Raw genomic sequence first — 13,646 nt, 5'->3', positions numbered from 1 at the left:
AGAGTGAATAACTTATGATTAAAATTTTAGGTTTAGGACCAGGAGATAAAGATTCATTAACTATTGGTGCCTTAGAAGCTTTAAAAAGCTGTAAAAAGATATTTTTTAGAACAGAAAAACATCCAACTATTGAGTATATAAAATCTTTAGGAATTAAATTTGATGTATATGATAACTTTTATGAAAATTATGATAATTTTGATGAGGTATATAGTGCAATATCAAAGGATTTAATTCAAAAACATAAGGAACATGAAGATATAATATATGGTGTGCCAGGTCATCCATTAGTAGCAGAAAAGTCAGTTTCAATGTTAATAGAGCTTTGCACAGAACATAATATTGAATACAAAATACTACCTGCTGTAAGTTTTATTGAGGCTATAATGGAAGCACTTAAAATAGATCCTATACAAGGTATTAAGATAGTTGATGCATTTGAAATAAAAAACACCATATTACATAACAATACAGGAATAATAATTACACAAGTTTATAATAAATTAATAGCTTCAGAGGTTAAGCTAGCACTATCTGAGTATTATAATGATTCAGAAGAAATTTATTTTGTAAGGGCAGCTGGAGTTCAAGATTTAGAGAGTATAAGAAAAATAAAACTTTATGAATTAGATAGACAAGAAGATATAGATTATTTAACATCACTATATATACCCAAGGGTACTAAAGCATTAAAAGATTTCTATGATTTAGTTAAGATAATGGATGTTTTAAGGGGAGAAAATGGATGTCCTTGGGACTTGGAACAAGATCATAAATCTCTTAAAAGATGTCTAATAGAAGAGGCTTATGAGGTTATAGATGCCATTGAAAAAGAGGATGAAAATAATTTAATAGAAGAATTAGGAGATTTATTATTACAAGTTGTTTTTCATTCTAAAATTGGAAAAGACGAAGGATATTTTAACATCTATGACGTAACTGAGGGTATATGTGAGAAAATGATAAATAGACATCCACATATATTTGGGAAAATTAAACTTGACAGTTCGGAAGAAGTATTAGATAATTGGGAAAGTATTAAGAAAAAAGAAAAGGGTTATAGCACCTACACAGAAGAACTAGAGCATATATCAAGAAGTCTACCAGGTTTAATTAGAGCTGAAAAGGTTCAAAAAAAGGCAGCTAAGGTTGGATTCGATTGGGAAGAAATAAAACCAGCATTAGACAAGGTAAAAGAAGAATATATTGAGGTTCTTGAGGTATATAATTCAAAAAACAGGGAAAAAATAATAGATGAACTAGGCGATTTGATTTTTGCGACTGTTAATGTTTGCAGGTTTTTAAAAGTAGATCCAGAAGAAGCTGTAAACCATACTACAGAAAAGTTTATACATAGATTTAGGTTTATTGAGAAGCATGTAATAAATACAGGCAATAATCTAAAAGATATGTCACTAGAAGATTTAGATAAACTTTGGGAAAATGCGAAAAATCAAAAGTAAATGCAGGTTTAATAATTTTAATACAAAAAAATCATATAAAAAGAAGGATTTTTTAATCTTTTGAAGAATAAGCTATTTTATAGTATACTCAAATAAAGAGCGTACTTTAATTTAAGGAGGTAACTAAGGTGAATAAAGCTGAATTAATTACTGTTATGAGTGAAAAATCTAAGTTAACTAAAAAAGATGCAGAAGCTGCTCTAAAAGCATTTATAGAAGCAGTAGAAGAAACTCTTGAAAAAGATGAGAAAGTACAATTAATTGGTTTTGGAACTTTCGAAACTAGAAAAAGAGCTGCTAGAAAAGGAAGAAATCCAAGAACTAAGGAAGAAATCGAGATTCCTGCATCAATAGCACCAGTTTTCAAAGCTGGAAAAGAATTTAAAGAAAAAGTAAACAAATAGTTTTTAATAACTAATATAAAAACCTAGGTGCAAATCTAGGTTTTTTGTTTTATAATTTTCTTAATAGAAGAAAAAGGGGAGATAATTATGAGATTAGATAAATATTTAAAAGTTTCTAGAATAATAAAAAGAAGAACAAAAGCTAAAGAAATTTGTGACAGTGGAAGAGTCCATATAAATGGCAAGGAAGCCAAAGCAGGTACTACTATAAAAGAAAATGATATTATAGAAATATTATTTGCAAAGGATACCTTAAAAGCTAAAATTGTAAATATAACTGAACATGTAAAAAAAGAAGAAGCAAAAGAAATGTATGATATAATATCAGGAAAAGATGCGGAGGAGTAAAGATGAGGCTATAAATAAAGCCTCATCTTTTTTTATTAGTATAAAGAATTTATAAGACACTTACTGCATATACATTGTAATAGTGGTTATATAATTAGCACTATATATTGGGAGGATTATATGGAGAGAAAGAAAGAAATAATAACTGAAGAAAGAAAAGGGAGATTATTATTAGAAGATAGAAAGAAACTTGAAATAAGTGGAGTGCTAGAAGTTGTGAGCTTTAATGAGGAAGAAATAATACTTAGTACAAAACTTGGCGGGTTAAATATAAAAGGTAGTGATTTAAAAATGAATAAATTAGATGTAACAAATGGGGAAGTAAATATAACAGGAGAAATTAATAGTTGTTTATATAAAAATCATAAGAAACTTTCAAAAGACGAATCTATCTTTAAAAGATTATTTAAGTAAGGTGATTTAGTATGTTATTTCCAATTGATTTTCAATTAAGGTTATTTATATTTAGTATACTTGCTGGATTTTTAACGGGGACATTATTTGACATCTATAGACTAATCAGAGGGGTTTCCCATCCAGGGAATATAGTTACAATTATACAAGATACACTTTTTTGGATATTTACATCGATTTTGGTATTTATATTCTTGTTGTACACGAACTACGCATATGTTAGTATATATATATATATATTAATATTTATAGGAATTTTAGTATATTTAAAATTTTTAAGTGATTTATGTATATTAATATTGTATAATTTAAATAAGTTTTTATTTACGAGTATAAGAATATTTATAAAACATTTAATGTTTCCAGTAAGTATATTAATTTATAAGCTTAAGAAAAGTTTTAAAAATTAATGGTTTTATCAATTTACCAAACTTGAAAGGTATGATATACTGTGAAAAGGTTTAGAAATTCCCAAAAAGTAATTCTATTTTTAGGAATAATATACGTGGTATATACATTAGTATCTCAACAAATAACTATATACAATCAAAAAAAAGAAATGAAGAAGTGGAATATGGAAGTAGAACAAGTAAAGAAGGAAAATCAAAAGTTAAAAGATGAGGTTAAAATGTCCCAAGATGATCAATACATAGAGAAGATAGCTCGAGAAAGATTGGGATTAACAAAAAAAGGTGAATCAACGATTGTAGACAAGAAAAAATAAATTACATAAATATTATTTTAAGGAGGATACTTTTTCGATGTCTTTAAAACCAGGAAGCATTATAGAAGGAAAAGTGGTTAACATCACAAAATTTGGAGCGTTCGTAGAGGTGGAGGGAAAAACTGGACTATTACATATATCTGAGATATCTAGAACTTTTGTAAAAGATATAAGTAAACATTTAAAAGAAAATGATATAGTAAAAGTAAAAGTTATATCAGTTGACGAAAATGGCAAAATTAGTTTATCAATGAAACAGCTTGAAGAGGAAAGACCTAAAAGGACTAATGCACCTCAAGAAATAGATTGGAATAAAGAGAAGTCTAAAGTTCATTCTTTTAACTTTGAAGATAATCTTTCTAAGTTTTTGAAGGAAAGTGAAGAAAGATTAAAAGAAATGAAGACAGCTAAATCAGCAAGAAATCAAGGAAATGGTAAAAAGAAAAAATAAATAGATTTATATATATTCATTTAATAAATAGAAATAAAAAGCTAGAGTTCAATAAAATGTCTCTAGCTTTATTTTATATAGAAAGTTTTTTTAGAAAAAAGTATTGACATATTATTTCTATTAATATATAATTACACTTGTCGCTGATAAATTGCGACAAAAGATGTTATGCTGAAGTGGCGGAACAGGCAGACGCACAGGACTTAAAATCCTGCGGTGCTAACACACCGTACCGGTTCGATTCCGGTCTTCAGCACCAAAATATCGCGGGGTGGAGCAGCTGGTAGCTCGTCGGGCTCATAACCCGAAGGTCGTAGGTTCAAGTCCTGCCCCCGCAACCATTTAAATTATTAATATGCTGAATTGATGGAACAGACAGATTCACAAGGATTAAAATCTTATGGTGTTTATAGCCGTACCGTTTTGATTCCAGTCTTCAGCACTAAAATATCGCGGGGTGGAGCAGCTGGTAGCTCGTCGGGCTCATAACCCGAAGGTCGCAGGTTCAAGTCCTGTCCCCGCAACCATTTGAATATAACATGCTGAAGTGGCGGAACAGGCAGACGCACAGGACTTAAAATCCTGCGGTGCTAACACACCGTACCGGTTCGATTCCGGTCTTCAGCACCAAATATCGCGGGGTGGAGCAGCTGGTAGCTCGTCGGGCTCATAACCCGAAGGTCGTAGGTTCAAGTCCTGCCCCCGCAACCATGTGGCGGAATAGCTCAGCTGGCTAGAGCATTCGGTTCATACCCGAAGGGTCGTAGGTTCAAGTCCTATTTCCGCTACCATATTTAAATATAACATGCTGAAGTGGCGGAACAGGCAGACGCACAGGACTTAAAATCCTGCGGTGCTAACACACCGTACCGGTTCGATTCCGGTCTTCAGCACCAAATATCGCGGGGTGGAGCAGCTGGTAGCTCGTCGGGCTCATAACCCGAAGGTCGTAGGTTCAAGTCCTGCCCCCGCAACCACATGGCGGAATAGCTCAGCTGGCTAGAGCATTCGGTTCATACCCGAAGGGTCGTAGGTTCAAGTCCTATTTCCGCTACCAAAAGTTGTTGAATATTCAACAACTTTTTTTGTTTTATAAAGATAAAATTTAGACGTTACATTGTAAAAAAATATTATGACAAGAATAATGGTAAAAAAATACATATATTAAAAGTTTATGTCTCATGAAAAAAAATATCACCACTATGTTATGACAATTATTTCCAGAGAGATTTGTTATAATAATTTCGTAATTTTGAAAAGGGTGGTGTATTAAATGCAGTATGGATTAGAGGTATTACCTTACAAAAGGTTGAAAAAGGAAGATAGCGAGGAGAAATGTTCAAAAAAATATATTTTGAAAAATATTAAAAGTTATATTTATCTTGCTTTTATATGTTTCCTTATAAGTAGAGTAAAATTAATAAACGGCATGGCTCCATTTGGAATAGCATTACTCATAGCATTTTCATTACATCTAGATAAAGAAAAATTTTTGATATGTGGCATAGGGAGTATGATTGGATATATAACCTTAATAAACAAGGTTGAGAATATATCAATATATTTTATATCTGTAAGTACTATAATAGGATCCAATTATATTTTTTCTAGAGAAGAAAAAAAGAAGAAAATTATATCCATAGCATCTTTATTAATTGTAGAGTACATTATATCTAGATTAGTTATAAATAAAATGAACTTCTCTATAAGTGTTTTTTATTCTTTTATGGAAGTGCTATGCTTAATACCATTATATTATATTATTAATCAAGGGATAATATGTTTTAAAACATTAGATTATAAAAAAGTGTTTAGCAATGAAGAAATGATTAGCATGGGTATTTTTATTTCTCTAATATTATCTGGAACTTGGGGCGTTAACATAAGGTATATATCACTTACGAATGTAGTAGGAATATTTTTTGTTGCTATGGTTGGATTTATATGTGGACCTTCTACAGGAGGTACAACAGGAGTGGCTTTAGGAGCCATAATAGGAATGACTTCTGCTGATATGCCTATATTTATAAGTGTTTTTGGCATTTGTGGACTTATATCAGGACTATTCAGAGATACAGGGAAATATTTTACTTCATTAGCATGTGGAGTTACCTTTTTCATAGTGCAAATATATTTAGGAACTAATACTAGTTTTATAGGTATTGAGGCTATAATAGCTCTAACCGCTATTATATTTATACCAGAGAAAATTTATAAAAAACTTATTTTAGACTTTAATGTAGAAGAGAAGAAAGAAAATTTGAGTGAAAATTATCTTAGTAAAATAAGAAATATATATTCGGAAAAAGTTAATGGATTTTCAGATTTATTATTTAATATATCTTCAACATTAGATAAATTAGTGGATAACGATAAACTAGCACTAAAAAGTAAGAGTTCCGCACTAATTGAAAATTTGGCTGATAGAGCTTGTGCTCAATGTGATATGAATAGTATTTGTTGGAAACGTGAAATTCATTATACATATTCGGCCTTTTCTGAGCTCATACAAAATTATCAAGAAAATAAAAAAACTATGCCCTACGAATTAGAAAGAAAATGTATAAACAGAACTGTTCTAAGTAAAAATACAGAGGAGATTGTAAATAGATACATTATAAATGAGATGAGAAAAAATAGTTTATGTGAGGGACGAGAACTTTTATCGAGTCAAATAAAGAGTATGGCAAGTACTGTTAAATCTATTGGAGAGGATATACAGGCTAACATTTCAATAAATATATGTTTAGAGAATAAGATTAAACGAATTTTAGATAAAAATAGGATTAGCTATAGTAATATACTGTGTATAAAGGATGAGAGATGTAAGAATGTTATAAAGTTATGGTTAGAAGCATGTGGAGGAAAAAAGAGTTGTTCTAAAAAGATTCTTTCTTATATGAATGAAGCTGTTGGAGAGCCTATGTGTGTAACTAGTGAAAATTGTTGTATTGATAAGAAGAAAAATACTTGTTCTGTAACTTTTGAACAGATACCCAAATTTCATGTAAATTCCTATTCAGCTGTAAAGTGTAAAGATGGTGAAAAATGTAATGGAGATAGTAATAGCTTCTCTAAATTGAAGGATGGAACATATATTTCAATTATAAGTGATGGGATGGGTTCTGGACCACAGGCAGGAAAAGAAAGTGAAGCATCTGTAAACTTAATTAACGAATTTTGTAGGGCTGGTTTTAATAAAATAACGGCTATTAATACCATTAACTCTATAATGAGCATGAAATTTAATGAGGATGAAAAGTTTTCAACTTTAGACTTATGTAATATTGATTTATATAGTGGTAATGTTGAGTTTATGAAGGTTGGGGCAGTAGCAAGTTTCTTAAAGAGTGATAGTAAAATTGATATTATAAAATCTAAAAGTTTACCTATAGGTGTTCTAGACACTGTGGATGTTGAAATAGAGAATAAAAAAGTTAAAAATGGTGATCTTATTGTAATGGTAAGTGATGGAGTTTTAGATTATAATGATAGTAATCTTTTGAACAGCAACTGGATTGTAGAATACCTAAAAAATAGTAATAGTAATGACCCTAAAGAAATAGCCTGTGAAATATTAAATGAAGCAATAAAACTTAACGATTATAAAATTAAAGACGACATGACGGTATTAGTATCTAAAATTTATACAGTTTATTAAGAATTTGTAAAATAATCTTTAGCAGCGAGTAATTATGTTATAATTATGTATTGTAACATTAATAATTAATGTATTTAAATAGGAGTTGGTAACTTGATAGAGAAAGTAATGAAAAGTATAAGGCAACATAATATGATTGATAACGGTGATAAGATATTAGTAGCTCTATCAGGAGGCCCTGATTCTGTGTGTTTACTTCATGTTTTGAATAAACTTAGAAATGAGCTGGACATAGAAATATGTGCAGCTCATGTTAATCATTGTCTAAGGGGAGAAGAATCAGATAAAGATGAGGAATATGTAGTGGAACTTTGCAAGAATCTAAATATAGAATTATTTAGAAAAAGGGTAGATGTTAAGGGGTATGAAAAAGAACATGGTGTATCCTGTGAAGTCGCAGGTAGAAATCTCAGGTACAATTTTTTTAATGAACTAAAAGAAAAGTATGTTATTAATAAGATTGCTGTTGCACATAATGCAAATGATCAGGCTGAGACGTTATTAATGCGAGTTATGAGAGGAACTGGAATAGATGGATTATGTGGCATAAAGCCTGTTAGGGACAAGGTATTTATAAGACCTATTTTAAATATAACAAGAAATGAGATTGAATCATATTGTAAAAGGGAGTGCTTAAATCCCAGAATAGATAAAACAAATCTAGAAAATATATATACTAGAAATAAAGTAAGGCTTGAACTAATTCCATATATGAAAGAAAATTTTAATGATGATATAATTGGAGCTTTAAACAGGCTTGCTTACAATATGCAGAGTGATAATGAGATTTTAGATGATATTTCCAGGCAATATTATGAAAAATATTGTGATATTAAAAATAATAAGGTTATAATAAGTAAAGAGGCTTTTAAAGAGAAAAAAGGTATCTTAACAAGAATCATAAGACTTGCATTAACTAGTTTAACTGGAGATACATATAACTTTGAAAAAAGCCACATATATAGTATCATAGATATACAGACACATAGTAATGGAAAAAAAGTTATGCTTCCAAGTGGAATTATTGCATACAATAATTATGGCGAGGTACATATATTATTTGGTAAGAATTTAGATGTATTAAAATATAAGAGTACTGAATTAAAGGAACAAAGCTTAAGAATCGGGGAAAAAAATATAATCTCAGAAAACATGCAAGTTTCTCTTGAAGTACTCGATAAAAAGTCTATAGATGTAAGTGATAATAATAAATATCTAAAGTATTTTGATTATGATAAAGTGTGTGGAAATATTACATTGAGATATAGAAGAGAAGGCGATTTATTTAATCCATTAGGAATGCAGGGAAATAAGAAATTAAAGAAAGCTTTTATAGATATGAAGATTCCTAAGGAAATAAGAGATATTATTCCTCTCTTATGCTTTAATGATGAAATTGCATGGATTATAGGATATAGGGTAAGTGAAAAATTCAAAGTAACTAATAAAACACAGAATGTGCTTAAAATAAACATAGAGAGGGGAAAAGCTAATGAGAGAAGACATTAAAGAGGTGCTTTACTCAGAGGAAGAATTAAGAAGGAAAACAAAAGAACTAGCAGAAAGGATAAGTGAAGACTATAGGGGAAAAGAATTGATTTTAATAGGAATTTTAAAAGGTTCCGTTGTATTTATGTCAGATCTTATAAAAGAAGTTACGATACCTTGCTATATGGATTTTATGGCTGTATCAAGTTATGGAAAATCTACAACTACTTCTGGCGTTGTTAGAATATTGAAAGATTTAGATGAAGAGATAGAAGGCAAGCATGTTCTTGTAGTTGAGGATATAATAGACTCAGGGATTACGTTAAAATATCTAATTGAATATCTAAAATCAAGAAAACCGGAATCCGTGGAAATAGCATGTTTATTAAACAAATATGAAAGAAGAAAGGTAGAAATTGATGTTAAGTATTTAGGTTTTGAAGTTCCTGACTACTTCTTGGTAGGATATGGACTAGATTATGCAGAGAAATATAGAAACTTACCTTTTATAGGTATATTAAAAGAAGAAGTATATACAAACTAAAAGCATATCTAAATATGTGGACTATATGTGCAATAAAATATAAATATTTATTTTATTAAAATAAATTATGGTAAAGCATACCATTAATAAATAATTAATAATAATTATTATTGTAAATAAAAATTTCGTATGATAAAATTTTATAGTAATTAAATAGAGAGGGGGCCTTTAAATGAAGAAGTTTTTTAGTGCAACAACGGCCTGGATATTAGTGCTTTTATTAGCTATGTTTGCAGGTGTTACAATGCTTGAATCAAATAAAACAGGTGGAAATGTAAGGGTTGATCAATTTGTGGGTTATTGGAATCAAAATAAAGTGCAATCCTTGAAAATACAGCAAAATGGAAGTATAGCAATAGTTTCTGGTGAATTAAAAGATAAAACTAAATATGAATCTGTAATATCATCCAGATTAATAGATAGCTTGGTTGAAAAAGCTGATACAAAGGCAGTTAAAATTGAATATACGAAACCACAGAGCTTTCCAGTATGGTTTCAATATTTGCCAACTTTATTATTTATATTAATGTTGGGATTTGTCTTTTTTATGTTTATGCAGCAGTCACAAGGCGGTGGCGGTGGTAGAGGTGTTATGAATTTTGGAAAAAGTAAAGCAAGAATGGCTACCCCAGACAGAAAAAAAGTAGGCTTTAATGATGTGGCAGGAGCAGATGAAGAAAAGGCGGAGTTAGCAGAAGTTGTAGACTTCTTAAAGCAACCTAAAAAGTATATAGAAATGGGAGCTAGAATACCAAAAGGTGTTTTATTAGTAGGACCTCCAGGTACAGGTAAAACTTTACTTGCAAAGGCAGTAGCAGGTGAAGCGGGAGTACCTTTCTTTACTATATCCGGTTCTGACTTTGTGGAGATGTTTGTGGGTGTAGGTGCATCTAGAGTAAGAGACTTGTTTGAACAAGCAAAGAAAAATGCACCGTGTATTATATTCATAGATGAGATTGATGCCGTAGGTAGACAAAGAGGAGCAGGTGTTGGTGGAGGACATGATGAAAGAGAACAAACGTTAAATCAACTACTTGTTGAAATGGATGGTTTCTCTGGAAATGAAGGAATTATAATGGTTGCAGCTACCAATAGACCTGACATTTTAGATCCAGCATTATTAAGACCAGGAAGATTTGATAGACAAATCGTAGTAGGTGGTCCAGATGTTAAGGGTAGAGAAGAAATATTAAAAATTCATTGTAGAAATAAACGCTTAGATAAAAATATAAATCTTAAGGTACTTGCAAAGATGACACCAGGATTTACAGGAGCAGATCTTGAGAATTTAATGAATGAAGCAGCATTACTTGCAGTTAGGGGTAATAAGAAAATTGTTGGTATGTATGAACTAGAGGAAGCTATAACAAGAGTAATAGCAGGTCCAGAAAAGAAAAGTAGAGTGGTTAGTGAAAAAGATAGAAAACTTACTGCTTATCATGAAGCAGGGCATGCAGTTGTTAGAAAATGTCTAGAAGGTTTAGATCCGGTACATGAAATAAGTATAATTCCAAGAGGTATGGCTGGTGGATATACAATGAGCTTACCAGAAGAAGACAAAAGTTACACATCAAAATCTACATTATTAGATGAGATGGTAGTTCTTTTAGGAGGAAGGGTTGCTGAAAAGCTTATACTTGACGATATTAGTACAGGAGCTAAGAATGATATAGATAGAATGAGTTCTATAGCAAGGAAAATGACTACAGAATATGGTATGTCTGATGTATTAGGCCCTATATCTTTTGGAACAGGTCAAAGTGAAGTTTTCTTAGGAAGAGACTTGGGCCATGAAAGAAATTATAGTGAAGAGATTGCATCTAAAATTGATCAAGAGATTTTAAGATTAAGCTTTGAAGCATATAATAGGGCTGAAACAATATTAAAAGAAAACATGGATAAACTTCATGCAGTAGCAAAGGCTCTTATGGAAAGAGAAAAAATAAATGGAGAGCAGTTTGAAGCTATTATGAGAGGGGAAGAATTAGAATCAGTTCTCAAAGAAGAAGCTGTTGAATTAAATATAGAAAATGAAACAGAAAACAAGGCATCGCAATTAGAATCTGAATATGAAAAAGTGGAGGATGATTCTTTGGTAGAAAGTGATAAAGAATCATCTATAAATAAGGATCAATTAAAAGATGATAATCAATAGTTATAATAAATAAAAGATAACCTAAATTAGGTTATCTTTTATTTTAAGCATCTTTTTACTTATAAGTACTTATGGTATAATATAACTGATAATTATTAGCAAGAGGGGAAAATATATTTAACCATTCTTGTAAAATATATAAAGGGGCTGATTTTGTGAAAACTGATATTCAAATAGCTCAAGAAGCTAAAATGGAACATATCAATAAGATAGCACAAAAGTTAGGACTAACAGAGGAAGATATAGAACTTTACGGTAAATACAAATGTAAGATTAACTTAGATGCATTGGAAAAGACCACAAATAAGTTAGGGAAACTCATATTAGTTACAGCTATTAATCCTACACCAGCGGGAGAAGGTAAATCTACAGTTACAATAGGATTAAGTCAGGCCCTAAATAAGTTAGGAAAAGATTCTATTGCAGTTTTAAGAGAACCTTCATTAGGTCCAGTATTTGGTGTTAAAGGAGGGGCTGCAGGAGGTGGCTATGCTCAGGTTGTTCCTATGGAAGATATAAACTTACACTTCACTGGAGATATGCATGCTATTACAGCGGCAAACAATCTGCTATCAGCTGCTATAGATAATCATATTCATCAGGGGAACTCACTTAGAATAGATAGTAGAAGAATAAAATTCAAAAGAGTTATCGACATGAATGATAGAGCATTAAGAAATATAATAGTAGGAATTGGCGGTAAACCAAATGGATTCTTAAGAGAAGATGGGTTTATGATTACTGTGGCATCAGAAATAATGGCTATACTATGTTTATCTAAAGACCTAATGGATCTTAAAGAGAGAATGGGTAAAATATTAGTAGGATACAATTTAGATAATGAACCAGTGTTTTGTAAGGATTTAGGAGTGAATGGTGCTATGGCAATGCTTATGAAAGATGCTATAAAACCAAATCTTGTTCAAACTCTTGAAAATACACCAGCTATAATACATGGAGGTCCTTTTGCTAATATAGCTCATGGATGCAATAGCTTAATAGCTACAAAGATGGGAATGAAGTTTTCAGACTATACGGTTACAGAAGCAGGCTTTGGAGCCGATTTAGGTGCTGAAAAGTTCTTTGATATAAAATGTAGATATGGTGGATTAAAACCTAATTGTGTTGTTATAGTTGCGACTGTAAGAGCACTAAAACACCACGGAGGAGTGAAAAAAGAAGAACTAAACAATGAAAATTTAGAAGCTCTAGAAAAGGGTATGGCTAATTTAGAAAAACATATTGAAAACATTAAAAAATTCAATGTATCTACAGTAGTGGCTATAAATAGATTTGTAAGTGATACCAATGCAGAGCTAAAGCTTATAAGAGAATATTGTGAGAAGTCTGGAGCTAAAGTAGCATTATCGGATGTTTGGGCTGAAGGCGGTAATGGCGGAATTGAACTTGCAAAAGAAGTTATTGAGGTTATTGAAAAAGGAGAAAGTAACTTTAAGCCATTATATAACGTTGAGTCAAGCATAAAAGAAAAAATTGTTACAATAGCAAGAGAAATTTATGGTGCAGATGATGTTGAGTTTGATAAAGGGGCACTGAAGAGTATAAAGGAAATAGAAGATTTAGGATTAGATAAATTACCAATATGTATGGCTAAAACACAAAACTCTTTATCAGATAATCCAACCTTAAAAGGAAGGCCTAAAGGATTTAATATAACAGTTAAAGAAGTTAGGATATCAAATGGAGCAGGTTTTATAGTAGTACAAACTGGTGCTATAATGACAATGCCAGGATTACCTAAAGTTCCAGCAGCAAATAATATTGATGTTCTTGAAGATGGGAAAATAATAGGATTATTCTAAGTATATAATATAGAATATATAAGTAATTATATATATATAAATGGAAGTCTTAATTTAAAGTGGTATAAGTTATATACTTGACAAATGAGTTTGAGTTGCTACAATTAAATTATTGATTACATGAAAGTATAATAAAAGCAGCTAAAAGCTGCTTTTATTATATTAGTACAT

At 30.7% G+C, this 13,646-nt stretch carries 12 protein-coding genes and 9 tRNA genes; all 21 read left to right on the top strand.

Annotated elements, in window-relative coordinates:
* Nucleotides 1-14 precede the first annotated feature (14 nt).
* Nucleotides 15-1,463 carry a bifunctional methyltransferase/pyrophosphohydrolase YabN gene (yabN, locus tag FGL08_RS12090; RefSeq protein WP_138211017.1) on the top strand — a complete coding sequence of 483 codons (1,449 nt, stop codon included), beginning with the start codon at nt 15-17 and terminating at the stop codon, nt 1,461-1,463.
* A gap of 128 nt (nt 1,464-1,591) precedes the next feature.
* Nucleotides 1,592-1,867 carry an HU family DNA-binding protein gene (locus tag FGL08_RS12085; RefSeq protein WP_138211016.1) on the top strand — a complete coding sequence of 92 codons (276 nt, stop codon included), beginning with the start codon at nt 1,592-1,594 and terminating at the stop codon, nt 1,865-1,867.
* Nucleotides 1,868-1,954: 87 nt separating this feature from the next.
* Nucleotides 1,955-2,215 carry an RNA-binding S4 domain-containing protein gene (locus tag FGL08_RS12080; protein WP_138211015.1) on the top strand — a complete coding sequence of 87 codons (261 nt, stop codon included), beginning with the start codon at nt 1,955-1,957 and terminating at the stop codon, nt 2,213-2,215.
* A 120-nt stretch (nt 2,216-2,335) separates the two neighbouring features.
* Nucleotides 2,336-2,629, top strand: coding sequence for a sporulation protein YabP (gene yabP / locus FGL08_RS12075; RefSeq protein WP_138211014.1), 294 nt, complete (start codon nt 2,336-2,338; stop codon nt 2,627-2,629).
* Between the two features lie 11 nt (nt 2,630-2,640).
* Entirely contained in the window at nt 2,641-3,039 is a 399-nt protein-coding gene (gene yabQ / locus FGL08_RS12070) for a spore cortex biosynthesis protein YabQ (RefSeq protein WP_138211013.1), read from the top strand.
* Between the two features lie 41 nt (nt 3,040-3,080).
* Nucleotides 3,081-3,353 carry an FtsB family cell division protein gene (locus FGL08_RS12065; RefSeq protein ID WP_138211012.1) on the top strand — a complete coding sequence of 91 codons (273 nt, stop codon included), beginning with the start codon at nt 3,081-3,083 and terminating at the stop codon, nt 3,351-3,353.
* 37 nt (nt 3,354-3,390) lie between these two features.
* Nucleotides 3,391-3,804, top strand: a complete 414-nt coding sequence (locus FGL08_RS12060; RefSeq protein WP_138211011.1) for a S1 domain-containing RNA-binding protein — start codon at nt 3,391-3,393, stop codon at nt 3,802-3,804.
* A gap of 170 nt (nt 3,805-3,974) precedes the next feature.
* Nucleotides 3,975-4,063: transfer RNA gene (locus FGL08_RS12055), tRNA-Leu, on the top strand.
* Nucleotides 4,064-4,069: 6 nt separating this feature from the next.
* Nucleotides 4,070-4,145 (top strand) — tRNA-Met (locus FGL08_RS12050).
* A gap of 110 nt (nt 4,146-4,255) precedes the next feature.
* Nucleotides 4,256-4,331, top strand: a tRNA-Met gene (locus FGL08_RS12045).
* Nucleotides 4,332-4,345: 14 nt separating this feature from the next.
* A tRNA-Leu gene (locus FGL08_RS12040) sits at nt 4,346-4,434 on the top strand.
* A 5-nt stretch (nt 4,435-4,439) separates the two neighbouring features.
* A tRNA-Met gene (locus FGL08_RS12035) sits at nt 4,440-4,515 on the top strand.
* Between the two features lie 3 nt (nt 4,516-4,518).
* Nucleotides 4,519-4,595 (top strand) — tRNA-Met (locus FGL08_RS12030).
* Nucleotides 4,596-4,611: 16 nt separating this feature from the next.
* A tRNA-Leu gene (locus FGL08_RS12025) sits at nt 4,612-4,700 on the top strand.
* 5 nt (nt 4,701-4,705) lie between these two features.
* A tRNA-Met gene (locus FGL08_RS12020) sits at nt 4,706-4,781 on the top strand.
* Nucleotides 4,782-4,784: 3 nt separating this feature from the next.
* Nucleotides 4,785-4,861: transfer RNA gene (locus tag FGL08_RS12015), tRNA-Met, on the top strand.
* A gap of 216 nt (nt 4,862-5,077) precedes the next feature.
* Entirely contained in the window at nt 5,078-7,465 is a 2,388-nt protein-coding gene (gene spoIIE, locus FGL08_RS12010; RefSeq protein WP_138211010.1) for a stage II sporulation protein E, read from the top strand.
* Nucleotides 7,466-7,558: 93 nt separating this feature from the next.
* Complete coding sequence (gene tilS, locus FGL08_RS12005; RefSeq protein WP_138211009.1) at nt 7,559-8,974, top strand: tRNA lysidine(34) synthetase TilS; 1,416 nt, start codon at nt 7,559-7,561, stop codon at nt 8,972-8,974.
* Nucleotides 8,958-9,497, top strand: a complete 540-nt coding sequence (gene hpt / locus FGL08_RS12000) for a hypoxanthine phosphoribosyltransferase (RefSeq protein ID WP_138211008.1) — start codon at nt 8,958-8,960, stop codon at nt 9,495-9,497. The genes tilS and hpt overlap by 17 nt, the downstream gene beginning before the upstream one ends.
* A gap of 172 nt (nt 9,498-9,669) precedes the next feature.
* Nucleotides 9,670-11,652: an ATP-dependent zinc metalloprotease FtsH gene (ftsH, locus tag FGL08_RS11995; RefSeq protein WP_138211007.1), complete on the top strand. Its 1,983-nt coding sequence runs from the start codon at nt 9,670-9,672 to the stop codon at nt 11,650-11,652.
* Nucleotides 11,653-11,807: 155 nt separating this feature from the next.
* On the top strand, nt 11,808-13,475 hold the full coding sequence (locus tag FGL08_RS11990; RefSeq protein WP_138211006.1) for a formate--tetrahydrofolate ligase: 1,668 nt from the start codon (nt 11,808-11,810) through the stop codon (nt 13,473-13,475).
* The last annotated feature ends 171 nt before the right edge of the window (nt 13,476-13,646 follow it).

The sequence above is a fragment of the Hathewaya histolytica genome (assembly GCF_901482605.1).
Taxonomy (GTDB): Bacteria; Bacillota; Clostridia; order Clostridiales; family Clostridiaceae; genus Hathewaya; species Hathewaya histolytica.
The sequence above is the reverse complement of the archived record's forward strand: the minus strand, read 5'-3'. Positions and strand labels throughout refer to the sequence as shown.